Annotated in this window: 22 protein-coding genes; 16 read left to right on the forward strand and 6 right to left on the reverse strand. The window is 43.6% G+C overall.

Annotated elements, in window-relative coordinates; translation table 11 throughout:
* Positions 1-122 precede the first annotated feature (122 nt).
* Positions 123-2,066, forward strand: coding sequence for a glycoside hydrolase family 127 protein (locus tag J3L18_RS23700; protein ID WP_129570422.1), 1,944 nt, complete (start codon positions 123-125; stop codon positions 2,064-2,066).
* A 370-nt stretch (positions 2,067-2,436) separates the two neighbouring features.
* Here J3L18_RS23700 and J3L18_RS23705 read toward each other — a convergent pair whose 3' ends face one another.
* A complete protein-coding gene (locus tag J3L18_RS23705; RefSeq protein WP_129570421.1) occupies positions 2,437-2,832 on the reverse strand; it encodes a hypothetical protein in 396 nt (131 codons plus the stop codon).
* Between the two features lie 140 nt (positions 2,833-2,972).
* Positions 2,973-3,512, reverse strand: coding sequence for a hypothetical protein (locus J3L18_RS23710; RefSeq protein WP_129570420.1), 540 nt, complete (start codon positions 3,510-3,512; stop codon positions 2,973-2,975).
* 161 nt (positions 3,513-3,673) lie between these two features.
* Between J3L18_RS23710 and J3L18_RS23715 the strand changes: the two genes are divergently transcribed.
* Both J3L18_RS23715 and J3L18_RS23720 read left to right on the forward strand, forming a co-directional pair.
* Positions 3,674-4,708, forward strand: coding sequence for a hypothetical protein (locus J3L18_RS23715; protein WP_129570419.1), 1,035 nt, complete (start codon positions 3,674-3,676; stop codon positions 4,706-4,708).
* A 9-nt stretch (positions 4,709-4,717) separates the two neighbouring features.
* On the forward strand, positions 4,718-5,614 hold the full coding sequence (locus J3L18_RS23720) for a CsgG/HfaB family protein (protein WP_129570418.1): 897 nt from the start codon (positions 4,718-4,720) through the stop codon (positions 5,612-5,614).
* 6 nt (positions 5,615-5,620) lie between these two features.
* Here the strand turns inward: J3L18_RS23720 and J3L18_RS23725 are convergent, their stop codons facing one another.
* Positions 5,621-6,793 carry a type IV secretory system conjugative DNA transfer family protein gene (locus tag J3L18_RS23725; RefSeq protein WP_129570417.1) on the reverse strand — a complete coding sequence of 391 codons (1,173 nt, stop codon included), beginning with the start codon at positions 6,791-6,793 and terminating at the stop codon, positions 5,621-5,623.
* 308 nt (positions 6,794-7,101) lie between these two features.
* Here J3L18_RS23725 and J3L18_RS23730 point away from each other — a divergent pair, with 308 nt between their 5' ends.
* The 4 genes from J3L18_RS23730 to J3L18_RS23745 all read left to right on the forward strand — a co-directional run bounded on the left by J3L18_RS23730 (position 7,102) and on the right by J3L18_RS23745 (position 10,671).
* Entirely contained in the window at positions 7,102-8,832 is a 1,731-nt protein-coding gene (locus tag J3L18_RS23730) for a recombinase family protein (RefSeq protein WP_129570416.1), read from the forward strand.
* Between the two features lie 9 nt (positions 8,833-8,841).
* Complete coding sequence (locus tag J3L18_RS23735) at positions 8,842-9,555, forward strand: zeta toxin family protein (protein WP_129570415.1); 714 nt, start codon at positions 8,842-8,844, stop codon at positions 9,553-9,555.
* Between the two features lie 2 nt (positions 9,556-9,557).
* Positions 9,558-9,734, forward strand: a complete 177-nt coding sequence (locus J3L18_RS23740; protein WP_189549320.1) for a hypothetical protein — start codon at positions 9,558-9,560, stop codon at positions 9,732-9,734.
* Between the two features lie 202 nt (positions 9,735-9,936).
* Entirely contained in the window at positions 9,937-10,671 is a 735-nt protein-coding gene (locus J3L18_RS23745; RefSeq protein ID WP_129570414.1) for an HsdM family class I SAM-dependent methyltransferase, read from the forward strand.
* On the opposite strand, the gene J3L18_RS31120 is transcribed toward J3L18_RS23745, so the two are convergent.
* Complete coding sequence (locus J3L18_RS31120; RefSeq protein WP_129570413.1) at positions 10,666-10,803, reverse strand: hypothetical protein; 138 nt, start codon at positions 10,801-10,803, stop codon at positions 10,666-10,668. The two genes, J3L18_RS23745 and J3L18_RS31120, sit on opposite strands and share 6 nt — an antisense overlap.
* A 5-nt stretch (positions 10,804-10,808) precedes the next feature.
* Here J3L18_RS31120 and J3L18_RS23750 point away from each other — a divergent pair, with 5 nt between their 5' ends.
* The 9 genes from J3L18_RS23750 (at position 10,809) to J3L18_RS23790 (ending at position 23,202) form a co-directional block, all read left to right on the forward strand.
* Positions 10,809-11,753: an Lcl C-terminal domain-containing protein gene (locus J3L18_RS23750; protein ID WP_129570412.1), complete on the forward strand. Its 945-nt coding sequence runs from the start codon at positions 10,809-10,811 to the stop codon at positions 11,751-11,753.
* Positions 11,754-12,120: 367 nt separating this feature from the next.
* Positions 12,121-16,086, forward strand: coding sequence for a PKD domain-containing protein (locus J3L18_RS23755; protein WP_223266215.1), 3,966 nt, complete (start codon positions 12,121-12,123; stop codon positions 16,084-16,086).
* A gap of 21 nt (positions 16,087-16,107) precedes the next feature.
* Positions 16,108-19,908: a DUF6443 domain-containing protein gene (locus J3L18_RS23760; RefSeq protein ID WP_129570411.1), complete on the forward strand. Its 3,801-nt coding sequence runs from the start codon at positions 16,108-16,110 to the stop codon at positions 19,906-19,908.
* A gap of 8 nt (positions 19,909-19,916) precedes the next feature.
* On the forward strand, positions 19,917-20,225 hold the full coding sequence (locus J3L18_RS23765) for a hypothetical protein (RefSeq protein WP_129570410.1): 309 nt from the start codon (positions 19,917-19,919) through the stop codon (positions 20,223-20,225).
* A 37-nt stretch (positions 20,226-20,262) separates the two neighbouring features.
* Complete coding sequence (locus J3L18_RS23770) at positions 20,263-20,718, forward strand: hypothetical protein (RefSeq protein WP_129570409.1); 456 nt, start codon at positions 20,263-20,265, stop codon at positions 20,716-20,718.
* Positions 20,719-20,939: 221 nt separating this feature from the next.
* Positions 20,940-21,188 carry a helix-turn-helix domain-containing protein gene (locus J3L18_RS23775; protein ID WP_189549318.1) on the forward strand — a complete coding sequence of 83 codons (249 nt, stop codon included), beginning with the start codon at positions 20,940-20,942 and terminating at the stop codon, positions 21,186-21,188.
* Positions 21,189-21,380: 192 nt separating this feature from the next.
* Positions 21,381-21,617 carry a hypothetical protein gene (locus tag J3L18_RS23780; RefSeq protein ID WP_129570407.1) on the forward strand — a complete coding sequence of 79 codons (237 nt, stop codon included), beginning with the start codon at positions 21,381-21,383 and terminating at the stop codon, positions 21,615-21,617.
* Positions 21,598-22,104 (forward strand): hypothetical protein, encoded by a 507-nt coding sequence (locus J3L18_RS23785; protein WP_129570406.1) that lies wholly within the window; start codon positions 21,598-21,600, stop codon positions 22,102-22,104. Before J3L18_RS23780 ends, J3L18_RS23785 begins: the two co-directional genes overlap by 20 nt.
* Before the next feature lie 90 nt (positions 22,105-22,194).
* Positions 22,195-23,202: a phage exclusion protein Lit family protein gene (locus J3L18_RS23790; protein WP_129570405.1), complete on the forward strand. Its 1,008-nt coding sequence runs from the start codon at positions 22,195-22,197 to the stop codon at positions 23,200-23,202.
* A gap of 15 nt (positions 23,203-23,217) precedes the next feature.
* On the opposite strand, the gene J3L18_RS23795 is transcribed toward J3L18_RS23790, so the two are convergent.
* A complete protein-coding gene (locus J3L18_RS23795) occupies positions 23,218-23,577 on the reverse strand; it encodes a helix-turn-helix domain-containing protein (RefSeq protein WP_129570404.1) in 360 nt (119 codons plus the stop codon).
* Positions 23,578-23,962: 385 nt separating this feature from the next.
* Complete coding sequence (locus J3L18_RS23800; protein ID WP_129570403.1) at positions 23,963-24,802, reverse strand: relaxase/mobilization nuclease domain-containing protein; 840 nt, start codon at positions 24,800-24,802, stop codon at positions 23,963-23,965.
* Between the last annotated feature and the right edge of the window lie 8 nt (positions 24,803-24,810).

The following is a 24,810-nucleotide window of genomic DNA, read 5'->3' on the forward strand; positions in this document are numbered from 1 at the left end:
ATGATTAAATCTGATACTATTATTTCATTTGCTTCATCAAAAAAAGCAAAATGGGTGTTAAAATAACAATTAATAAAAACATTACCTACTTTAGTACCGCTAACCCAATGTAATACCCAATCATGATGACCCGGAAAATAACTCATCGTTTTTTAACGCTGTTCTCCATATTAGTTTGCTTTTCCATTCCCCTTCACGCACAGGTACAAACGTCGCTGCATTCATTTCAGCTCCAACAGGTCACCCTGCGGCCAGGTGTGTTTAAGGATGCGCAATTAACAGATAAGGCATACATGCTGGCTTTAGACCCCGATCGTTTGCTCGCTCCTTATCTTACTGAAGCAGGGCTCAAACCTAAAAAGAAAAGTTATGAAAACTGGGAGAACACAGGGCTGGATGGCCACATTGGCGGGCATTATTTATCGGCCTTGTCTTTTATGTATGCCGCCACCCACGATGCAGAATTAAACCGCCGGTTGGATTATATGCTTGCCGAACTAAAACGCGCCCAGGATAAAACAGGTAGCGGTTACCTGGGAGGCACTCCCGGTGGCACGGCTATGTGGAAGGATATTGCCGCCGGTAAAATTGAAGCCGACACCTTCGCCCTGAATAAAAAATGGGTACCACTTTATAACATTCATAAACTTTTTGCAGGCTTACGCGATGCTTACCTGATCGCCGGCAAAACCCAGGCAAAAGAAATACTGATACGGTTAACAGACTATATCTATGGTGTTTCCCTCAAATTAACTGATCAGCAGATCCAAACCATGCTGATTTCTGAACAGGGTGGCTTAAACGAAGTTTTTGCCGATGTATCGGTTATAACCGGCCAGAATAAATACCTCACCCTGGCCCGGAGATTCTCACATAAAGAGATCTTAAACCCATTGATCCAGGGGCATGACGAGCTCAATGGACTGCACGCCAATATGCAGATCCCGAAAGCCGTAGGTTTCCAGCGCATCTCGGAAGTTGGTGGCGATGCCGATTATGGCAAGGCTGCTCAGTTTTTCTGGGAAACGGTAGTAAATAACCGTTCGGTAGTAATAGGCGGCAACAGTGTAAATGAGCATTTTAACCCAACGGGCAATTTCACTAAAATGATCACGGATATTGCGGGCCCGGAAACTTGTAACTCCTATAATATGCTTAAACTAACCCGCCATCTTTTTGAAAAGGCTGCAGATGTAAAGTATATAGATTTCTATGAGCGGGTTTTGTTTAACCATATCCTTTCGAGCCAGCACCCCGCACGCGGTGGCTTTGTTTATTACACCTCCATGCGCCCGCGGCACTACCGCGTTTATTCTCAGCCACAGGTTGATATGTGGTGTTGTGTTGGTTCGGGCATGGAAAACCATGGCAAATATGGCGAGCTCATCTATAGCTATCAGCAAAAAAATCTGTACGTAAACCTGTTTATCGCTTCCCGGTTAAACTGGGCTGCACAAGGGCTTGTACTTTCTCAGCAAACAAAATTTCCGGACGAGGAAACTACCAAACTTTTAGTTGAAGCCGTGAGGACCGGTAAATTTGACATTAACATCCGTTACCCACATTGGGTAAAGGCTGGCAGGCTGCAAATAAAGATCAATGGTACTGAAATAGCCGTTAATGCCCGCCCCGGCTCATATGTAAAGCTTAACAGGCAGTGGAAAAAAGGCGATGAAATTGCAATCCGTTTACCCATGGAACTAAGCACCGAAGCATTACCGGATAGCTCGCATTATATAGCTTTTTTAAACGGGCCCATTGTATTAGCGGCTAAAACGGATACTACCGATCTTGATAACTTAATTGCAGATGGAGACCAGTTTGGAGGTTATCGCGCCCGTGGTAAAACATATCCATTAAATGAGGCTCCTATACTGGCAACCAACCAGCCTGATCCTGAAAAGTACCTGAAACCAGTAGCCGGAAAACCACAAACTTTCATTGCGCCTGAACTGATCAGTCCTGCTAAGTTCAAAGGCTTGGAACTGATCCCTTTTTACAAATTACATGATGCCCGGTATATGATCTACTGGCACCAGGGCGACCTGAAAGATATGGGAAAATAAATATGTTAGAGCCCGAACCTACGGATTATAAATTATGCCCCTCAAGCTTCGCTATTGCCTGTTCAACAAATTTCTCATTGGAGAAAAGTGTCCGTTTTCTGTCGCTCCAACCGTGAAGACGGTTTAATTAAAACAAAAAGCCTCAAATCTTTCGATTCAAGGCTTTTCATTTTCTTCGTAGAAGGAACGAGCCAAATGTCGAACTTTATGGAGGACTTGAAAGCGATAACAATTAATAATTTCAAATAATCAAACTTTATGAACTCACAAAGAGGGGATAATATTCATGATCCTTTGTAGTGAATTAATCTAAAAAGCCACACAAATGAATGTGTGGCTTACAGGTATAACTCTATACCTGTACATTTACTTATGCCCTGCTGAAGATCGTTACTCCTTCACCAAGATGGTTAATGCCCGATATATCAATTGCATCAATATGCCAGCTTTGTGATCTGGTAGACCAGAACACCATATAGGCAGTGATTGTTGCCGATCCATCACCATTATTCTCCTGAAGGAGAAAAAGGTTTCCTCTCGAATTGTTTAATACTCCTGTGGAACCGTTAGGTTGCGATTTTGTCAGCTTACTAATCCAATTTTGTATCTGATAGGTATTATCAAACGTGGTAATGGAATAGGTAACGATAGCTTCTTTAAGAGTTGTCCGTTGAGACAAAACGACCTTGGTGTAACTTTGGGCATTAGCAACAATTGAGAATAATAGGATAAAAGCTGCGATAAGTACTACTTTTTGAGTTTTCATGATGTTTTATGGTTTTACCGCAAACTCCGTAGAAGAATTTCTGGAAAAACCATAAAACGATTGCAAGGAACTTATAACAAAATCATATCACAGATGATGTAATTTGTCAAGCTTTTAGTAGAAGTATGGTGATAGGATTATTAGGGTTGTGGTAATAGAGAGAACTTGTAAAAGCCCTGCACTACTGCATCAGAAAATCTGTCTTTTACGATAAAATTCATATAAAAAACTCTCGATAGATTTCCTTTTTTCAACGTAGGTGTATTATACATAAATACAAACTGAAATGGTTCATTTTTGTTGATGTTGGCTATATTTTCCTTTTTTTCAAACACTTCACCATTTTCAAATGTGACGCAAGTTGAATAAATAAAAGAAAAGCTATCATCCACGCGCTTAAATCCGTCTATAAGTACAACCGTTGATAAATTCCCATTACTTTTAACTTTTAAATTCCCTCGCTCTGAATCGTCAGTTATTCCACCAAATAGGGCCGATTTGACTGATGCAATGTTACTCTTATAGTAAAGAGTGCCATTAGCAATTTTATAATCACCTTCAGAGTATTTGAAATTATAATATCCCGCATTAATTGAGTTGCCATTTGACGCTTGCGAATAGCATTCAGTAGCTGTAAAAATGGCTATAGCTAAAAGCAAAAAAGATAATGTTTTTCTCATTTTTCCTCTATTGAATTACAACATAAAACCTATTTCAGTATTAATTATTCCATTGTTGTGATGCAACACTTTCCAGACGACAATATCATTAATATTTATTGCAATTATGAAAAAATAAATTGATATTTATTTGACTTATAACCCATTAACTGACCCCCAATATGAAAATATTGATCCGCTGTTTTTTAGTAATTATATTGATCGGGGGTATTTCATCGCTTTCAGGCTGTATGGCTTTACTTGAATTAGGAGAAGTATCAGAATTAGGAGCCGCCGGTTTTGAAGTAGAGGGAACAGGCTTATTAAGGATTGTTAGTGCTGAAGCTGTGGCCGAGGAAATTAGCAGCGTTAGAATGATTGAATCAGGTGATTTGGGGATTATAAAAAACGGCAGAATGACAAAATTTGCCGAATTGCTTGATAACAACAGAATAATTTTAGAAAATGGAAAAATCATACAAATTCCAGGGACAATTTACGCCGTAAGTGAAGAAGTGTTTGTTCGGCAAGCCCCTTTTGAAAATAGTAGTATCATAAGCAGTGAACATTATTCAAGCGGTCGCTTAGTAATAGTTAATGACATGATTAATGGATGGTACGAAATAATGCTTCCTAATCATGCATTCGGCTTTATCCCGGCAAACGCAGTAGCTATTGCTCATCCAAGACACTTCAATACGTATAAAAAGAAAGCCATGAGACAAAAAAGCTTTCATAAAGGAGTTAATTATATTATTAATAATTCCTTTATTAATGACCTACAAACAAAAGACATGATCGTCAATATTACTTATGATGACGGTAGCTTTGATGAAATTTCAAGTCTTAAACTCAATAGTATTGCCATCGAAAAAGGATATCGGGCCACACCATCATTCTTTTCGAAATATTATTATATCGACGAACTCGGGAGCCAGCTTCGGAGCGGAAATCTCACCTACATAAATGAGCTTAATTTGAGCAAGTATGCTGACTACCTTCTAATAGGAACTCATTCAACCAGAATCAGGCCTAACCAGGTCGAAGCCAATATGCTGACATCTGATTTTACCTATATCGTCAACCTTGTGAACCTAAAAACTGGAACCATTGAAAAGTCATTCGTTGATACAATACACGGCAATGGTTGGACAGACTCAGAAGCCAGAGAGGATGCATCGCAGGCTTTTTATCAAATAATAAAAAATAAATTTTAAATGCTCCTTATGAGAAAGCTCGTTCTCGTCATTTTGCTAATATTGACAAGCAGGATCCAGTTGGTACAAGCTCAAGGAGCAAATGCATCATTTGATTCAAGCTTACAGCACTTAACCGATCAATTGTCGGTAAAGCTTACCAGATATACTTCTTTAAAAATGGCGGTTTGGGAATTAACCGATTTGGACGGCGGTGTGTCACCAATTGGCAAATATGTCGCCGAAGACATTTCTATTAACCTTTCTGATAAATTCCACGTAGCGAATAGAAATCTATTAAGTACGCTAATAAAGGAGAACAAGCTAAGGACTGAGGGTTTTATTAATCAGGCCACATTAACACAGTTCAAAAAGCTATCTGATATAAATATTCTGATTACCGGGACCATCGCCGTCTTACCACAAAATATTAAAATTACGTTACAGGCACTGGACGTTGACGGCAACATCTTAGCAGCAACAAAGGGCGACGTTGTTAGAAATGATAATATTAACGAACTGCTTGGTGTAAATACAGGAAGCTCAAATCAGGGCTTTAACAGATCGCTAAATTCAAACGAACAAAAGAACAGCCCACAAACGGTAGGCAGTGAATGCGCGAGTCAGCATACTGGCGATTATTGCTTCAGAAACTCCTCAAAAGATAACTTAAGTGTGACTGTAGATTACGTTTACCTATCGAATGGGATGCACGATTTTGGTTCCGATTTAACATTTAATCTTAAACCAGGTGAATCAAAATGTATTAATGGATTGATTGCTTATGGTCGCCGATACAATTTTGTGGCAACCAGACAGCCTCGCGCTGATCAGAGCCTTGTTAATTGTGACGGATGTTACGATACTGTTGACAAAGGAAATTTTTTAGTCGAACAATGTAAATCAAGAACCTATGAAATAAAGTAATATTTATTATCCGAACCTTTCGACTGTCACCGCACTAAATCCTTTACTCTCCGCTCCGTCAATCAGCAATTTTATGTAGATATGATACTTCGGCAGACTGATAAAGTCATCATAGGTAAATATCGGGTAAAACTCTCGCTCCATCACCTTGGCATCCTCCAAGCCAATGCGAAAGATTATTAACGAACCGAAATTAGCAAGTATTGCACCTCTCGTTTCGCTATCAAGCTGGCTAAGATGTTGGTTCGCCAAAAACAACCCTAAGCCGAATTTGCGAACCTGTGGAAGCATGGTAGCAAAAGAAGTTGACACAAAATTTTGCGCCTCATCAATGTATAGGTAAAAAGGCTTTCGCTGTGATTCGGGAATAGAGGCTCTTCGCATTGCCGCATTTTGTATAGCGGTAGTAATAAAACTGCCAAGCACTGTTGCCACGTCTTCGCCAACCTCTCCCTTTGACAGATTGCATAACACGATCTTGCCCTCATTCATGCACTGGTCAAATGAGATACCGTTTTGCTGTCCGAAAATGCCCCGCAATGTGTCATTCGCAAGGAATACGCCTATCTTGTTCAAGATAGGCAAAATGGTGCTGGCTTGTGTGCTTGCAGACTGCATTTCATATTCCGTTTCCCAAAAAGAACAGATATAGGGATTATTGACACTTTGAAGTACCTTGCCCCGAAATGATTTGTCTGTCAGCAGGGTATTTATATCAAGCAATGTCGCGCCGGGGTATTCCAATAACGTCACAATGGCAAATCGCAAGATATACTCCATCCTATTGCCCCACGAATCCAAGAACAGCTTTTTAAACGTAGTTATCATTTCAGAGGCGACCAATTGCCGTTGGTGCTCCGGCACGTTGGCAAGGGGATTAAACGCTGGCAATGCGTTGGTATTAGTGGCATCGAAATACACCAAATCGTTTCTCCTGTTTTCAGGAATCCGGCACAATATTGCTTTAACTGTATCGGCATGGGGGTCTAATACGCAGATTCCTTGCCCTTTGTATATGTCATCGCATGCCATATTGATGAGCAAATGACTTTTTCCGGTGCCGGATTTTCCAAGCACGAAAATGTGGCTTAATTTGTCGTTTGGCTTAATTCCAAAAAGCTGATTGTGGTTGCGCCAGTTGGTGACGCCGATCGGGGAGAAATATTTGAAGTTATACATGTATTAAGCCTATAAAACTTATCAATGCCTCGTTAGTCTCCTTTTGATAAACGCTTCTTTAAAAACGGGAGACTAAAAAACTGCGGCGAAAATTGAAACGATATTGGCATACGACTTTATTTTTTGCCTATGACTAAGCCTCAATTTTCCTCACAATCTACACCTCCTACTTTTCACCCTAAGCCGAAAAGGCGGCAAAAGCTCGAACAGCCTGTCATTGAATACGTGTACGTAGAAGACGCTGAAAAATTGGCGAAAGCCTATGCTATACTTTTTGAAGCAATCATTAATAAACGAGGCAATAAACTATGAGTACCACCAAACTAATAGCAGTGTACGCACGCGTGTCGACGGCAAATCAAGAGAAAGAGCAGACCATAGAAAATCAGCTTTTAGTCATGCATGAATATGCGAAAGACAACGGCTATATCATTGTCAAAGAATATCTCGATGAGTTTTGGACAAGCGATACATTGAAGCGTCCCGCACTCGACCAATTGCGTCAAGATGCAAAAGCCAACCTTTGGCAGGGCGTCTTAATCTATGATCCCGACAGATTGGCGCGACGATACTCCTATCAGGAGCTTGTAATTGATGAACTCAAAGAAGCGGGAATTGAGGTGATGTTTATAACTGTTACTACCCCGGAAAACAGTGAAGATAAAATTTTATACGGGGTGCGCGGTTTGTTTGCGGAATATGAACGAGCGAAAATAACTGAACGCTTCCGACTGGGGAAGCTTCGCAAGGTAAAAGGGGGACATATCTTAGTGAGTGCGCCGCTCTATGGATATACCTATATCCCCAAAAAAGAACTTCAACATGGGTACTATATAATCAACGAAGAAGAAGCAAACACAGTGAGGCTTATCTTTTCAATGGTCGCCAATGAAGGATTAACAGTCAGAAAAGTAACGACACGGTTACAGGAACTTGGAATTAAGCCGCGTAAGAGCAAGCGGGGAGTGTGGAATACCAGCACCCTTACCACCTTACTACGTCATCGCGGATATATCGGCGAAGGCAAATGGGGAAGCACGACAGCGGTTGCGCCTAAAAAACCGCTCAAAGTTCAGAAATACAAACGAGTGCTAAAAAGCAGCAGAGTAATCAAACCGAAAGAAGAATGGTTTATTATTCCCATTCCTCCTATTATCGATCAAGCGCTTTTCGACCAAGCACAATACCAATTGTCAATAAACTCCCGTATGTCACAGCGAAATAAGAAAAATGACTATTTGTTGGCTGGCGTAATACGGTGTACATGTGGTCAGACAAGAACAGGAGAAGGTCCCCAGCACGGCAAACACCTTTATTATCGCTGTGCAGATAGAGTGTTAAAACATCCACTACCTCGAACGTGCTTTGAGGGCGGCGTCAATGCTCGCATTGCTGATAAACTCGTGTGGGATAAACTAACTGCTCTCATGACGTCGCCGGAATTGCTAAAACAGCAGATCGAAGATTGGCTAAATAATACTCGGGAAAAAACAGTATCTGTTGTAGATAATATTGAGCCTTTGATTAAGGAGATTGGCAAACTTAAAGAAGAACAGTCACGATACACAAAAGCTTACGGCCAAGGGCTTTTTACAATAGAACAATTGCAGGAATATTCTGAACCGGTTAGAGCTCATATTACAAAACTGGAAATGCAAATACAAAATGCAAGGGAAGCAGAACGAGAGTTGGAAACGCTGAATATACCAGATCAGAACGAAGTAGAAGATTTTGCCACAGAAGTGATGACTGGGCTTGCAGGCTTGAATTTTATTGAAAAACAGGGCATAGTACGCTCTGTTATAGATAAGGTCGTCGGAAATCAAGAACATTTAGTAGTTAGCGGATTTATTCCGATGGAAAATATCAATGTCAAACTTAACGATAGGTACGGTAAGGAAATACCACAACATAATAATGATAAAGTTATCCCATTTTCCTTTGTTATAAAACTACCTCCACCCCTTAAAAGAGGAGTAGATTACGGCTTTATATCTTCAAAAAAGAATAAATCTTCTCCGACATCATTATCGTGCTAAACTTCATACATGAGTGATGAAGAATCAGCTATAGTTGAGAGAGCAGTAGAATTTGCAAAAGCAAACAAGAAAGCTATTGCAAAAGAACTCACTGATAAATCAACTTTCCCACCGGATGACCTTCCTGTGTCAATTTTTATGGCGGGATCGCCAGGAGCGGGAAAGACTGAAACATTAAGAAGTCTTATTAAGGAAATTACTACGGATGAGAAGTCTGTGATACGAATTGACACCGATGATCTTCGTTCCGTATTTAAGGAATATAATGGAATAAATTCGAGTTTGTTTATGGCTTCAACGTCCATACTGGCGGAAAAAATTCAAGACATGGCACTTGAAAATAAACAGAGTTTCTTTTTTGACGGCACCTTTTCTCATCTCGACAAGGCGAGACAAAACATAGAGCGTTCACTTCACCGCGGCCGACTGGTACAGATAGTGTATGTTTATCAGGAACCGATACAGGCATGGAAGTTCGTACAGGCTCGCGAGCAGAAAGACGGAAGAACGATCCCAAGGGAGGCTTTTATAGAGCAATATTTTGCGGCCAGAAAAAACGTCAACGCTCTGAAAAAGGAGTTTGGGAATGCCATCCGAGTCGACCTTGTTATTAAAAACATGGAAGGTACCGATGTCGAATATCACCGGAATGTGGATGTCATTGACAATTACATATCAGAAAAGTATACTCAGGATGATCTCGAAGCATTAATCAATCTTTAACCATGTTTGAGAAAATCTTTCCAAAAAAGACCAAAACAAAAGAAAAATCAAGCAATTTTTCCAGATTTTTCAGGGAAGCTTCTTCGGCAGAAAGAAAGAAGGTTTTTTTGGCTGCTGCCCGACAGGCAAACAAGGAACAGTTGGAAATCATTCGCCAAGCGGAAATGGCACGATCATAAAAAATAACAAAAAAGCACCTCCGAAGAGGTGTCTTTTTGTGTGCTTGGTTACAGTTTTGTCTTTAACCGTGACGGAGTAACGACCCCTCCAAACGCAATCCAATGATATCATGTAGTAGTGCCTAATGTCAACAGTCCTAACTTATATTACACTCCAAGAGAAAGTGTGCGATACTATACGCAAATCGCACATAATCTCAATATGAATAATATCAACAAACTTCTGAGCCTCTTTGAGCAGTACGCGTATACGCAAAACTATGCTGTAGCCCTTAATGACTTTATTGATTACTTTCTCTTAGGATTTCGATATTACGAAACCGGCGACGAGCAAAAACAGGCACTTGAAACACTCATAAGCCACCCGAAGCGGAAACTGCTCTCGAACATGCTTATCGAGGTAGGAGAACGTTTTGAAAACTTCAATGATCCGTTGGGTGAGCTGTATGAAACCCTAATATCAAAAGGCAAAAACGGGCAATTCTTCACTCCTGACCCAATAGCGGATTTGCTGACAGCCCTTGTTTACGATAGCAACGTAAAACAAGGAGACAAGGTACTTGACCCGGCCTGCGGATCAGGAAGAATGCTGCTGTCTGCGGCAAAGCGCAATCGGCACCAACTCTTCTATGGCGCAGACATTGATCCGCTGTGTTGCAAAATGGCACTGATGAATATGTTGTTGCATTCGTTGACAGGTGAGATCGTACACATGGATTCGCTTTCCAACAAATTCTTCCAAGGGTACATCGTCGGCACCATTCTTTTGAATGGCCACCATCACCCCTACTATAAGCCTTTTACTGATCCTGAACAAAGTAGCATTTGGCTGCGCTCGAAGGAAAACCGTTCACAGCAAGGATTTACTAATCCATCTGAGCCAATAGGACAGTCCTCAGAAAAAGGAGTGCAGGGAAATTTGTTTGATGCACTATAAACATACACACCGGGAGTTCCGGTGTTTTTTCTTAAGGCAATACTTTATGCAGGATTTGCATAAAGTATGCACAAAGTGAATTGGATTGGGCGATAGAGCGCACGAACTTAGTGGTGCACTAAACCCACACACTCAAAATGAAAAAAGCATTTTTGTTGATATCGTATACCGTTCTCTTTACGAGTGCAATGATATTATTGATTTCTTGCGGCAAAGGCACCTCCGACACTCTCGACAACATGAACAACGGTGGGCACATTAATATAGAACCGACCAACAAAGGAGCTGTCACCACAACCTCGGTCGATTCTGTTACCTCCGGTCATGCCGTCATCAAGGGGGAACTTGTCAGCTTGCCGGAACTGCAAACCGCGGTACACGTTGGCTTTGTTTGGGACACTAAGTCGCATGCCAATATTGCCGACTATCCAAATCAGTATTTCACCCTCGGAAAGCAGTCAGCCGGGAAGATTCGATTCAAGCGAGCCGGATTTGCAGGCGGAACGACTTACTATATTCGGGTTGTCGCCCGGGCCGCCGATTTCGACCCAGTGATATACGGCAAAGAACTCTCCTTTACTACCAAACCATCCAGCATGGAGTATGGCGAATCTATAAACGGAGGCATTTTGTTTTACGTCGACGGTTCCGGCAAGCATGGCCTGGTTGCTGATCTTGATGCGCTTGTCTATAACTTCGGTGGCGGGCCGAAATGGATCGGTGATAATAACTCTGGCGCCCTGTTTACTACCGGCAAAGCAATTGGTACCGGCAATGCCAATACCAACAAAATTGTTTCCCAATATGGCACCTCCCCAATAATTGCCTATGCGGCATTAACCTGTTACAACCTCGACAAAAATGGATATAGCGATTGGTACTTACCCTCAATTGATGAGTTATCACAATTGAAGAAAAACCTCTATGACACTCCGCTTGGGCTGGCACCAGGGCATTTTTGGAGTTCCACCACTACACTTGCAGGGTATGCGTGGTGTTTAGGCACTGATGCCGTGTCTGATGCGCCCGACCAATTTTTGATATCATCGTATGCAACAGTATGTGCGGTACGGAGTTTTTGATATTGCTAAGGCCCATCGCTGACATATCGGTGCAATTAAAGCTTGCGAACCTGGACACCTCCATACATTAATAATTTAACAAATATTAAATAAGCTTTGAAATATTAATAAGCTTGTTTATTTTAGTAAGCATGATTTAATCCTATCACGATGCATTCATTCACTTTTCAAGATTACCAGTCCGGGTTGTCCCGTAGTTTTTACTTTCAAGGTCATTTCAGTCATAACAAAGCGCAATCTAATGTCCTTCATTAACGCTCCCTTTCTTTTCTAAAATAGTCAGGAGCCTCCATAGGAACTGCTTGGTAACGGCGAGCCATATTCCAATGAAGGCCTCTCAATCAAACCCGTTTATCACTATTGCATTATGCGAAATTTTATACGCTTCCAGTTTATCATTATCTTCTTATTTTTCAGCAGAACAACATTTGCCCAGCACCGGGTAAATGTGAACACACTAACAGGTGCCGGGATCGTTACCATCCCCGTGACCGAGATCCATAAAGGCGGTGTGTCGGTTCCCGTTGGCCTGGCCTATTACGCCACAGGTATTAAACCCAAAGATGTGGAAAGCACTGCGGGCATGGGCTGGAACCTCCAGGTAGGTGGACAGGTAAGCAGGCAGGTCAGGGGGCTGCCTGATGATTGTACAGTAGCCAATGATGGTACCACATCGTTATTGGGCTGGCTGAACACCCCTCATACCAATATCTCAAGTTTTAATATTGGTAACGACGGTACAGCGGTTTGCGATAATGAGGTGCCGGATGTCAATTATATTAATACTAATTTCAGTTACAACAAAGACAGCGAGCCCGACATATTTAACCTGAGCGCGCCGGGTCTTTCCGGACAGTTCGTATTTGACGCTTCGGGCAACATCAAACTCCTGACTTACCAGGACCTGAAGATCACTTATACAAAAAACAACGGTACCGGGGTATTGGGTACAGCTATTACTTCGTTTACCGTTACGAATGACCAGGGTATCAAATATATTTTCTCGGCAGTTGACGCCGTAACACAAACGGCTGTTCAGAAGAGTGGTGTTAGTGTTACCTATTTTGGCAGTCAGTTCAACCAGTATAAGCTGGGCGTTAAGTATTATAGTAGCTGGCACCTGACCAGCGTAACCGATCCGAACGGTAACGCGGTAACGCTGAGTTATGCTCAAGCGCCGCCCAGGGGAGGTAAAGATTCGACCGATTTGTTTATCGCAGGCTCCACAACCAAAACCTGCCAGTATACGATGAACCAGTTGGTGAACGCCCAGGTAGTTTCCATAATAACTAACGGAACCGACCAGTTGAATTTTACCTGGAGCGGAAACCCGCATGATATCGTCATGCCGGATAACAGTATCAAAAACGGTACGGATATGACATATATCGCGGGTATAACCGGGATGGGGCGCACCTATACCTTTACTTATCGGGCTGACGCTTATATAAGGACGGGTAAACCGGACTATATCCGCAAATTCCTGGATACCTACAGCGAGGCGGGCTGTAACTCGCCGGTATATTACCAGTTCAGCTACTACGGGCAATCAACCACAGGGTATAATACGACGACACTACCCGATTCCGCTAACGTGAACATAGATTACTGGGGGTACGCGAAAGCCAGCACCACTGGTACATTGATCCCGTCAGTTTACGTGAACCCTTCCAATACGGCGATTCCGAGGTACTCCAATTACACCTATCCCAATCCATTGAGTACAGATTACAGCTATACCTTGGGCACGACAGGCAGAAGCGCGGATACGAGCAAGGTTTATGCCGGTTCTTTGGCTACGATAACTACCGTCAACGGCGGGATCACCAGGCTGATATATGAAAGCAACGATTATCTCGACGTACCATCAGGTAATACGATGTATGGAAATGGCATCAGGGTGAAAAAGATAGTTGATTACGACGGTATCAGTGCAAGCCATAATATCAGCCGCAATTACACTTACCTGAACCCTGCCACAGGTAAAACGAGTGGCAAACCCGTTTCACTGCCGGTATACGCTTTTACGATACCCTACACCGGTACAGCCACCGGGGGCGCTTACTGGAATAATTCTACAGTATTATCGGCGGTCGACCTGTCAGACGAGGATCACACTATTATGTATGGCTATGTCCGGGAAAGCAGCACAGGCGCGGGTTCTACACTTACACAATATTATGTCCCTGCTACAGAATGGGACAATAGCGCAACACCCGGATGTGTGTCCTGCAGTATGGCAGAATGGGCACCCGTAAAAAATCTGGTGTCGCGGCCAATCTGTACCACTGCTTTAGGCAGTGTCATATCCGCCGTGCATTCATACCCGTTTATACCATCTTCCAATTATGATTTCGAAAGAGGCCTGGTACAAAAAGTTTCCAATTATAATGACGCGGGTACCCTGGTTGCCGAAACCAACTACACCTATCAGAGAACAGGAACGCCGGCAAATATCACCGGCTTCAGAACAGAAGATTTCAACGGGCTGAAAGCTTATAACAAATACGTGCTTTATGCTTCGGCAGGGGAACTGATCAAAACACAATCAAATAAGGTTTATGATTCCCCCACGCTTGCTGTTTCGCGACAAAGCATAGTTACCTATGTTTATGCTTCAGCAAACCACAAGCTTCCGACACAAGTACAAACCACCAACAGCGACAACAGTGTATTGCTGACCAATAACCTATATGTGAAAGATTACGCCTCATCGGCAAGCGGCGACACCACCACCCAGGCGCTATATGAAATGAAACAACGCAATATGAACGCGCTGGTAGAAAGCTACAGCCAGGTGACCAAAGCGGGAGTAACCAAAGTTACTTCGGCCAAACTGACCAAGTATAAGCTATTTTCGGTAGGCGGGAACACATTTTGCCAGCCATCCCAAGCACTCGGCTATGTAGCACCTGACGGGATCGCTTCGGCGAGCTTTGTGCCCTCGGCCATTACCTCAAACAATTTTGCCTATGAGAGCACTAAATATGTACCCCAGGCCAATTATGTAGCCTATGACACCAAAGGCATTCTGCAAAGCCTCGATGACAATAACCGCAACGTTAGCGGGGTGATTACGGACTGGAGCTCGGGCAAGCCTGTAGCGGCGTTTAAAGGCGCGACAGCAAGCCAGGTGGTGTTTAATGATTTTGACAGCAACTCCAATGGCACCTCCTTCGTGATCACTGGTAATTATGACGGAGACTTCGGATCCAATGGCAGCCATTCCGGCCTAGCTATCGGTTTTGGCACCACGCAGGGGCTTACTGCAGGTGTAAGTAAAAAGGGTGGTGTCAATAATTATATTTTTTCGGTATGGTTGAATACGGCAACGGCCGGTACGTTCAACATTGTATTAAAAACCAGTGCCAATCAAACCTTTACTTATCCAAAAAACATTGCAGGTAATGGCGCCTGGACCTATTATGAATGGTCAATACCGGTAAGTAATATGACAGCTACATTTACGGCCAGCTTGAGCTGTACAGTAAACGTATCGGTTGATGATATTATTTTTTACCCGGAAAATGCAGAGGTAAATACGATCACCTATGACCATGTACAGCGTCAAAAAATAGCGCAGACCAATACCAACGGGGTATCTGCCTATTTTGGCAACGACCAATGGGGCCGTAACCTGTACGTATGGGATCAGGACAAAAACATCGTTCAGCGCAATAGCTATATCACCAACAAGAACTTTGTTGATTTTGTGCAGCCGGTGATCTCAGCCCCCGCGCCGGGTATTAATACCCAGCAAAGCATTACGTTCAGCGCAACGACCTACAATCCCTGTATCGCGGGTGGTATCACCTACACCTGGAATTTCGGCGACGGAACAGCCCCGGTAAATACCACGGGCGCTACATCGCCTACGCACAGTTATGCTACAGCAGGTACGTACACCGTGCAGGTGACAGTGACTTCGCCGGTATACGGGCAAAAATCAAATACCACGAGCGTGATCATCGGTAACGGCCCGATCACCCTCAGTTATAACTCTTATACTTCGGGAGGAGGCGATATCAGCACTGTCGAATTTTATAATACCTCAGGCACCCGCCTTTACCTGTTCACCGGGTCGCAGCTTAACGGTGCCACTATACCTAAGGGGGTTTACAACGTGCGGGTAACAGTAAGCGGAGGTACGCTTTATAACGCAGGAACGGGTACTGGATACTCATGTGTGGTACTTACCCGTGATGGGGAGTCGTACAGCTGTGCCAACTTCACCTCCAGTAATATTTATAATTATTCTGAAACGTTAACGGTTGTCAATACCCTGAACTTCACGGTATCGCAGTTTAATTGCACCCATTTTCAAAATATTTAAACCCAACCTTATCCAGCAGCTATGTTAAGCAACAAAATAAAATTGGTATTGGCGTTTGTCCTCTCGGTATATGGAAGGGAAGCGCTGGCACAGATTAGCCCGGGTTACATACAGCAGGAAAGCATCAAACTGCCCGGCAAAACAACCGATGCCCAGATTGACGCGCTGTCGGTGACCGATAAACAGGTTACCAGGACCTATATAGACGGCATGGGCCGTACACTGCAGCAGGTGGCCGTACAGGCGAGCCCATTACAGAACGACATCATCCAACCGGTAGTTTATGACAATCTGGGTCACCAAACTGTGGGATACCTGCCTTACGCTGGCAAAAGTACCGACATCGACGGCAGCTACCGTGCAAACGCGATAACCGACCAGGCTGCTTTTTATAATAACGGCACAGCCGATAAAGTCGCCGACGACAGCACGCCCTACAGCCAGCAGATATTTGAGAACAGCCCTTTACTACGGCTGCTTACCGCGGGAATGGCGGGCAGCGGTTTTCAGCCAACGGTAAGCGGCAACCATTACAAAACAGTAAAATACCGTTATAATAGCGCTACAGCAGATGGCAATATCCTGACATGGAATGCCGACGGTACTTTTACGGCAGGCACTTATTATGCAGACAATACCCTTTCAGTTACCGACGGCATCGACGAAGATAACGTGGAGACGCTGAGCTACGCGGATATTGCCGGCCGCACAATCCTGAAGCGGCAGATGCTCAGTGCGGGCAACCTGGATACTTATTATATCTACAACCTGGCCGGGGCTATCAGTTATGTCGTTCCGCCAAAAGCTACCACGCTTTTGGCGGCCAACAGCTATAACCTGTCGGCAGCCCCTTTGAGCAACCTGGTATTTAAATACCTGTACGATGCCAGGGGCCGGATCATTGAAAAAACGGTGCCGGCAAAAGGTAAAATGGTGATCGTTTATGATCCGCTTAACCGGCCGGTGCTGTTACAGGATGCCGCAATGGCCCTGGTTAATAAATGGAACTATATCAAGTACGACTCGAAGAACCGGACGATCAGCCAGGGCATCTACCTTGACAATACGAATATCGGCCGCGCAAATATGCAAACTTATGTAAGCGGGCTTGCCATTTACAATACCACCTGGTTTGAAAACCGCTCGGGAACAGTCATTAACAGCGGCTATTATACCAACAGCAGTTTCCCTACAACCGGGATCACACCGCTGGCCTACGCTTATTTTGACAATTATGACCTGAACCAGGACGGGACAGCCGATTTTACTTATACGGCACAGGGGCTCAGCGGGGAAGGAAGCGCGACAACAGCACCGCTTAAAGGCGTCCCCACCGTCATCAGCCAAACCACCGTTGGAGCCGGCCTGACCAATACCCTGCTTACCAAAGTAACCTTTTATGATAAAAGGGGTAATGCCATACAGGTTAAGAGCAATAACCAGGTCTATTATACTGGGGCCACTACTTTAACCGACACCAAAACCGTGGTGCCCGACTTTACGGGTGCGCCGCAGGTAAGCCTGGTGATTAAAAAGAGCAGTGCTACTGCAATGCTGGCCGTGCAAACTACCCTGTCCTATGATCATATGAAAAGGGTTACGGCGGTTGATCAGCGGTACAACGGGGCCGCCCCGGTCAGGGTGGCAGCTTACACGTATAATGAGCTTGGACAGGTGATTGATAAAAATTTAGGATCGACCAACGTGGGCAACACGGCCTGGCTGCAAAGTGTGGATATGCGTTACAATATCCACGGCCAGTTGCTGAGCATCAATAACAGCAAGCTGAGCAATGACGGTGTAAAGAACGACGACAGCAATGACCTGTTTGGTATGGAAATGTTGTATGACCAGGCAGATGCCAACGTAGGCAACACGGTACGGTACAATGGGAACCTTTCTGCAGTTAAATGGATGACTAAGGATGGTTCGGGGGTAAGCACTTACGAGCGAAGTTATAAATACAGTTATGACGCAGTAAACCGCTATACGGGGGCAAGCTATGCCGAGCGGACAACGGCAGGCACCGGCGCTTTCAATAACAATATCGGCGGCTTTAACGAAGCGGTAGGGAGTTATGATGCCGGCGGCAATATCCTGACGCTTACGCGCAACAGCTCTACGCAGGGCACCAACAGCAATGTACAAATAGATAACCTGGCTTATTCCTACGATACGAATAACCCCAACCAACTGAAAACGGTAACGGATGCAACCGGAAACACCGGTGGGTTTAAGGTTTACCCGAATACCACGGGCAGTAATTACACCTACGATGTGAACGGTAATTTGACTGCAGACCCCTATAAAGGACTTACGATTAATTACAATGTGCTTAACCGGACGGATAAGATCACGGTGACCACTTCAACCGGGCGTTATATTAACTATACCTATGACGCCGGGGGGGCGCTGGTCCGCAAGCAGGCTTATGATAATAACGTATTGGGCACCACTACGGATTATGTGGACGGATTTGTATATTTGAACGGTGTGATCAGTTACTTTGCCATGCCGGAAGGCAGGGTACGGAACACAGGTTCGGGAACAACGGTAACGCTGAAGCAGGAGTTTATTGTAACCGACCAGCAGGGCAACGCGCGGATCAGTTTTGAGGACCTCAACAATAATGGAATTGCTGTGGTACGGCAGGAGACCAGTTATTATGGCTTCGGGCTGAGTTTGGCTAACAGCCCGTTGCCACCATTGACTGATAACAATAAAAACCTGTACAACGGCGGCAGCGAATGGCAGAACGATTACGGGAACCTACCCGATTTGCAGCAGACGTTTTACCGTAATTATGATGCCGCATTAGGCAGATGGATAGCGGTTGACCCTGTAGCCGAAAGCGCCGAAAGCATGACGGTTTACCAGTATGCAGGGAATAACCCGATCATGCTGAATGACCCGCTGGGGGATAAATTGCCGGCGGAAGGATCAGGTATAACCCTGGATTGGACAACCAATGCTACTCCTTATGTGCCTCACCGCAGTTTATTTGGATCGGGCATTGATCCAACAATCCTCCAAGCAGGAGAGATGTATGTTTCGGGCAACAGCTATGGTGATTATTCGGCCCTTTGGGTGAATATTTTTAAAGCTGCAGGGTATACTGTTGACAAAAATGGCATAGCAACAAATTCCAATGCGGATCCAAAATTGTCAGTTGATTATTATGTTGATGCTGATGGGAAACTTATTGCAAAGTCATCTTATGATGGTGGACCAGGCGGAGCACACTATTATGGAGTAACTGTTAACGGTACAGACCACGGCAAAGCGAAATATGTGGTTAATGATGAAATTTCTTTGGATGAGGTTTGGGCAAGGAGATTCGAGGCAAATACCGAAAAATGGGTGGCAGACTATCATCGGTTCCAACAATCTGTTAGCAATGCTTGGAATAGTGATTTTGCAAGAGGAATAATTAATGACGACCTTGGCGTACATCTTGGTGCGACTCTCGTACCAACAGTTGGGGCAGGATATAGTTATAATTTTGATCTGATAACAAGGGGGCCAGATGCCGGACTTCATATGAGTCAAACAGTGTCAATCCGCGTAGGTGAAGAAGCGGGAGTTTCTGCAGTATTTGTTCGGGGAAATTATCATGGTCCCGTGAACGAAATTACTTATGGCAGCCAAGGGGGTTGGGGGGGAGATATCAATGTTGCAGCTGGACCGGTAAGCGCTGGAGGGTGGAGATCTGTGTCGATAGAAGGCGGACAACTTAAAACTTTATGGACCGGTACAAGTTTGGGTACGGGGTTCGGAGTAGGAGGTTCTGGTGGAATTAGCTATACTTGGATTGTACACTAAATAAAATTGTGAAAAATAAAATTTTTAGATTTTTAATAATAGCGATATTGTGCTATTTGGTTTTGGGTCTTTGGGAAAAAATTTCCGATAACAAGGAGAGAAATTACGAATTTGCAGGAATTCTGCAAAAGATTGACTTTGATGAGAAAGGAGTGCTTGAAGTCGTCATTAACGAAAAAAAATATTATAGCCTTTCTACAACGCGAAGGTTTAGTAAGCAAATGGCAGTTGGAGACTCATTGATAAAACGAAAAGGATCTACGACGTACATACTTGTCAAACACGATACAGGGATAGTACTTATTTCAAAATATTAAATTAATAAAAAGAATTGCATTATCTGATTTTTAAATTATGGCCTTGAGCACGACGAAAATGGCATTTGTTTTAACCTTTGTTTCTGTGGTGTTAGTGCAATGCACATTTAATAATATTCGCATAAACGCTGCCGAGGACAATAATGACGGCAAGGCGTTTCTAAACATGTATTATTCTAAAGTTAAAGCCAAAGATTACAATAGCTTGGACAATATGTTAAGTGATAGTTTAAAACGATTAACTGGAAACAATGGATTCAGCAAAATGCTAATATTTATCAATTCAAAAGTAAGCACATATAATAGTTACAAAATAGAGGACTATTATGTAAGACGTATAACAGGCAGTGTGAATGAAATCTCATATAATTACAAGCTGAAAGTAACATATCAGAAGGGAACCACTGAAGAAATAATCGGGTTTAAAAGACTTAATGGCGGTTTGATAAAGGTGAATTCTTATCACGCTTATTCTGATTTGTTAATTCATTAAGTTTTAAACCTTTTAGCACAGATATTTAAGTGGGTAAGTAACTATGTTGTTATTAAATGGTCGATTATTAACTTTTAACATCGAATTAAAGACTGTATCTATACCAAAGCGAAGCCTTTAACAGCTTCGCTTTTTTATTTTCTCATAATGTTTTCAACATAAACTTTAATTTAATTTTAGGGTACTTACAATATACTTGCGACTATTGGTATCGTATAAGTGTGGATTACAAACAACAACAATATCCAAATAAGTTGAAAGCAATCCGCCGAAAAGCGCACTATACGCAAGAACGCGTTGCAACGCTGCTGGGGCACAACAACACCGTCACTATAAGCGCCTGGGAAACTGGTAAGGCTATGCCGAGCGGCACCAATCTGATGAAGCTATGCATTCTTTACGAGAAATTGCCACAAGAACTCTATCCTGACCACTATAACCGAATACAACAATACTTCCGCTTTATATAAGCTTTAAGGGCAAATTACAGCCTTTCACAACATAATACATTCCCAGACCACCGTTTCCGGCAACGCTGCTTTCCCGTGCCCGCTTTTTGAAAAAACGGTAACGTTCGAAACGCTAATAAAAAAATAACGTTACGAACGATACCGATCCAATTATTAGCTCTTTATGTTCATTATGACAACTAAAAAATGCCTATGCACACAGCCAAAGAATTAGAGTTGGCGCATCAACTCGCAGAAGCGCTGGATGACCAGAAGTCGCTTGCCTTCTACCTCTCCTGCGCGAAAAAGTATCCGAAAGAATATCTGCTTGCAACGCTCACCCATGTGGTGACACTGCCGGGACATTCAATCCGCACCACACGAGCGCGCCTCTTCACCAACATTGTTACCAAATCAGTCTACAATACCAATGACTATCATTGGGATTAGTCTCGGCTCGTCCCGCACTGCGGTTTGCGTCCTCAAAGACGGCCTATTACTCGAAGATGAACTGCATATGCATAGCTTCGACGCCCAATGGTCGGAGAAAAAACTGCGCACGATCATCAATACTTATAAACGCTACCTGCACAGGAATAACGTGCAGGCAATCATGGTGAAAATACCGCCATTAAGAAAGCACAGCAAAGCCATCACGCAACTACTCAAGCGACTTGATATATTGGCCAAGGAGTACGACTGCAAATTCGATCTCATCACCAAGAGCGAATTGAAACACGTCAACCATCTTCGCTCAACCAACGAAATCATCGACTTCACCAAACGGCTCTACCCTGAATTAACTGAAATATTTGAGAAGGGAATAGATAACGATCACCGATACTACAAAAAGCTCTACGAAGCGATCCTGGGCGCACACACGTACCAAGAATGGCAGCGCATCAAAGCACTGCGAATAGCGGACACAAGCAAATAATATATTCAAACAGGGCATCCGCCCTGTTTTTTATTTTGCTATTACTATTAGTAGATTTTTGACATCACAAATTTATCAGTACTTTAAAGTATGGAAAAAAGCAGCGACATACCAGTACTTTATATTGATGCCCTCTATGGAAACATTGATGAAACATTTCGTACGGGCAATAAAAAAATGGAAGGGGAGCTATTGGCTCTATTTGCAAAAGGGAAGGTCAAAGGGCTCTATTTTGAACCAGCAATGTATCCTATGAAAGGGCCGTATGCTGATTTGGATAAACAGCTGATTGTCCTGCAAGCCGGCTTCCTCTCATATTTATGGACTGTTTGTTATTTTATGATTGGCCTGATAGATATTTACCAGGAAGGAGCGTTGCAATCCGCAACAGTCTTGCGGCTAAGCGATGATGATGAGTTCCTTATGCTTAATAACACCCTTGGATGGGGGCGATCATTGAAATTTGGGGACGAAGATGAATTGACACCATGGCCAGCCCACATACCCAACCCTACCCAATCCGAACGGCGCGTACTGCAAGCAAATCACATCTTTGTTTTAGCAACATGCTATCTCATGTACCATGAAGTGGGGCATTTAGCATTTCATGCGGATGCAAAGGACTTTATAAAAACAACTAAAAGTTCTGGTTATGTACTTACCAACGAAGACAAGCGGAGGATTCGGACGATGGAAACTCAAGCAGATTTTTACGCCTTAGACTGCATGATTGCCTCAATTGACGGCGAGCATGGGCGATATCACAGGTTTCTGGGGGCGATCATAGCCCAATTGTCGGAGTTTTTTGTTCGCGTCTTGCCAGCACATACTCGCGGTGGTATGCATCCTGACCTCGATGAACGGCTAAAACGCATTTTAAACAGGGCAGACATTCAACATCCGGGATATAAAGTAAATATTGACTTAACTTCGACCATAGGCTTGCAACTATTTTTTGCTTTAACATTCGCCAACTATATTCCCGAAGATCAGAGCAATTTCACCTTTGACAGCTTTGAAGATCTAAAGAAATATCTTTTCAACATAATTGGTGAATGGAAAGACAAGTATCATGCAGAAGCAAACAAGAACCAATAATTTTTGAATTCTATTCTACCTCTTTGGCAAAAGCGACTCTATAATAAGTTTCAAATGGGCTATTTCCTCATCTTTGCTTGTTAGCAACTTTTCGTATAACTCCTTTTGCTCGATATTGATCGTTCCAATTGATCCAAATGGTGCCGCTCCGTGATTCGGGCCGTAAAAGTTCACCACTACCGGCTCCGCGCTCATGATGTCTGATGCGCTCACCCCCAACTCTTTCGCGAGCTTTTCAAGCAGGGAAGTGTCAAGCTTCGTTTGATTATTCTCAATCCGGGAATAACTTGCTTGCGTCATTCCCAACTTGGCGGCGACATTCTCCTGGGAATAGCCGCGCAATTCCCGTATCATTCTGATTTTTGCTCCGTACATGCGTTTGTAACAAATGAACAGTAAATGTATGAAAAACTGGATACATTATGCACTCCCCGCATAAAGCATTCACATAACGCATAGTACATACGCCCATCGAAGATAGTAGCATAAAGAACGCTTTAACTTATGGGTACTATTTTCAGCATTCGTTCCGATTTATACTGCATAAAACGCCCTTTATGCAAGCACACGACAACGGACACAAAAAACTGTTTCAATTCATTTGCGGGGCATTGCTCTGGTTGCTCATCCTGTACGCCATCCTCGACGGCATCATGCGGCTGTTCGGATGGTAACAAATAAGGTTGCTGAAAAGCAGCCTTTTATTTTGCCTACAATACAGCATAATAAAAATTTCATCATGTGTCCCCGGAGGGACACACTATCTTGCTCTCTCCTCCCAGTCCCTTTCATCACGGTCCCGGCCGGCCTGCCGCTCCCGTATGCGCCTAATTTCTTGCAATGCCTGCTCCTCTTCATTTCTCTCTACAGGCAATGCATCAAGGCGCATACCAGCGAGCAGTCGTGAAAATTCCATTTTCATGCCATTTGCCTCCACTCCCGCAGGTCGTCCGTGCCGTTCGTAATAATCCAGCCGCTCTGTTCGCAATAGTTCAAAGAACTGCTGTTGCGACTTTGCTTGCGCAAAGCACCGCTTCGCCGTTTCAGCAATCAGCTCCCGCTGATTCGCATGCCATTGCCCGTGCCGCAGATACGGCTCGGCCTTGCCATGTTCGACCACGCTCTTGTCAATTCCAGGATACCATCGTTGGTGGTATTCCTGGAATGAGACTTTCAACTCGTGCATTTGCGCTTTCGACAGCCCAAACGACAGGCCAGTCCGAAAGTGTAATGCAGACACGCAAAAATGGACATGCACATGCTCCCGGTCATGGTGCACGGCACCGATCATTACGCCTGTGTGCCCTCGTAAGCGTATGTATTCCTGCACCAGGTCATCTAACACCTCTGGTGTCAGCAAGGCCTTGTCTTCGCCAGCGTGGAACGAAATAATCTCATGATATAAATACACCTGATCTTCGCGATATTGTCGCCTAAAGGCTTCATTTTCGATAAATTCCTGCACATAACCGGGTATCGTATCTGAACGGAGATTGTTGGTGAATACTTGCATTTGGGCGCTCTTATCCTCATTCAAGATATAACGAATAAGAGAAGCATAAGACGGGTTGTGACGAGCAAGAATCTTGATGATTGCCATACGGTAAA

It is taken from the genome of Mucilaginibacter gossypii, assembly GCF_017569325.2.
In the GTDB taxonomy this organism is placed as follows: Bacteria; Bacteroidota; Bacteroidia; order Sphingobacteriales; family Sphingobacteriaceae; genus Mucilaginibacter; species Mucilaginibacter gossypii.

Coding starts and splice junctions, on each gene's coding strand:
- J3L18_RS23700 (WP_129570422.1), top strand. CDS start 123: ATGATGACCCGGAAAATAACTCATCGTTTTTTAACGCTGTTCTCCATA.
- J3L18_RS23705 (WP_129570421.1), bottom strand. CDS start 2,832: ATGAAAACTCAAAAAGTAGTACTTATCGCAGCTTTTATCCTATTATTC.
- J3L18_RS23710 (WP_129570420.1), bottom strand. CDS start 3,512: ATGAGAAAAACATTATCTTTTTTGCTTTTAGCTATAGCCATTTTTACA.
- J3L18_RS23715 (WP_129570419.1), top strand. CDS start 3,674: ATGAAAATATTGATCCGCTGTTTTTTAGTAATTATATTGATCGGGGGT.
- J3L18_RS23720 (WP_129570418.1), top strand. CDS start 4,718: ATGAGAAAGCTCGTTCTCGTCATTTTGCTAATATTGACAAGCAGGATC.
- J3L18_RS23725 (WP_129570417.1), bottom strand. CDS start 6,793: ATGTATAACTTCAAATATTTCTCCCCGATCGGCGTCACCAACTGGCGC.
- J3L18_RS23730 (WP_129570416.1), top strand. CDS start 7,102: ATGAGTACCACCAAACTAATAGCAGTGTACGCACGCGTGTCGACGGCA.
- J3L18_RS23735 (WP_129570415.1), top strand. CDS start 8,842: ATGAGTGATGAAGAATCAGCTATAGTTGAGAGAGCAGTAGAATTTGCA.
- J3L18_RS23740 (WP_189549320.1), top strand. CDS start 9,558: ATGTTTGAGAAAATCTTTCCAAAAAAGACCAAAACAAAAGAAAAATCA.
- J3L18_RS23745 (WP_129570414.1), top strand. CDS start 9,937: ATGAATAATATCAACAAACTTCTGAGCCTCTTTGAGCAGTACGCGTAT.
- J3L18_RS23750 (WP_129570412.1), top strand. CDS start 10,809: ATGAAAAAAGCATTTTTGTTGATATCGTATACCGTTCTCTTTACGAGT.
- J3L18_RS23755 (WP_223266215.1), top strand. CDS start 12,121: ATGCGAAATTTTATACGCTTCCAGTTTATCATTATCTTCTTATTTTTC.
- J3L18_RS23760 (WP_129570411.1), top strand. CDS start 16,108: ATGTTAAGCAACAAAATAAAATTGGTATTGGCGTTTGTCCTCTCGGTA.
- J3L18_RS23770 (WP_129570409.1), top strand. CDS start 20,263: ATGGCCTTGAGCACGACGAAAATGGCATTTGTTTTAACCTTTGTTTCT.
- J3L18_RS23780 (WP_129570407.1), top strand. CDS start 21,381: ATGCACACAGCCAAAGAATTAGAGTTGGCGCATCAACTCGCAGAAGCG.
- J3L18_RS23785 (WP_129570406.1), top strand. CDS start 21,598: ATGACTATCATTGGGATTAGTCTCGGCTCGTCCCGCACTGCGGTTTGC.
- J3L18_RS23790 (WP_129570405.1), top strand. CDS start 22,195: ATGGAAAAAAGCAGCGACATACCAGTACTTTATATTGATGCCCTCTAT.
- J3L18_RS23795 (WP_129570404.1), bottom strand. CDS start 23,577: ATGTACGGAGCAAAAATCAGAATGATACGGGAATTGCGCGGCTATTCC.
- J3L18_RS23800 (WP_129570403.1), bottom strand. CDS start 24,802: ATGGCAATCATCAAGATTCTTGCTCGTCACAACCCGTCTTATGCTTCT.